Genomic DNA, 520 nt, shown 5'->3' with positions numbered 1-520 from the left:
GAGCAGATCACCGACCCGGAGTACTCGACGATGGCGTTCCTGAAGGGTCTCAAGCAGGTCGACGGCTGGCAGGACATGCCGCTGACCAAGGCCGCCCAGACCGTGCAGGTCTCGGCCTACCCGTTCCACTACGCGCAGTGGGAGACCCAGGCCGCCGACCTCGTCGCCGAGCACTGGACCAGCTGACCCCACGGGAGCTGACCTCCGGGCCAGCTGACCAAGGCAGCTGACAACCCACACAGGCTTTCCTCACAGGGGGAAACAAGCCGCTGGCCGGCACCCGACACGGGTGCCGGCCAGCGGCGTCTCCACCGGCAACCCCTCATCCTCGCCGCCGCGCCGGGCCTGCCCGCCCAGCGGCATGCGCCGGCCGCGCGTAGCTCCGGCGCCCTGACCGTGACCGGTCGACGCGCGAGTCCATAGCCCCGTGACCGGTGGAGGCGCGCCAGCCCCGGTGCCGTGACCGGGACGGGCGGGCGGAGCGCGAGCAGGTCAGGGGTGGGGCCCGCCGTGACCGGCG

General features: G+C 72.9%; 1 pseudogene. It reads left to right on the top strand.

The window, feature by feature from the left end:
* Positions 1-186: pseudogene (locus ACTMS0_RS29095) on the top strand (hypothetical protein); the annotation flags it as partial.
* Positions 187-520 lie beyond the last annotated feature (334 nt).

The organism is Micromonospora sp. H33 (genome assembly GCF_052068455.1).
Classification (GTDB): Bacteria; Actinomycetota; Actinomycetes; order Mycobacteriales; family Micromonosporaceae; genus Micromonospora.
Note: the sequence above shows the minus strand (reverse complement) of the source record. Positions and strands in the feature narration are given on the sequence as shown.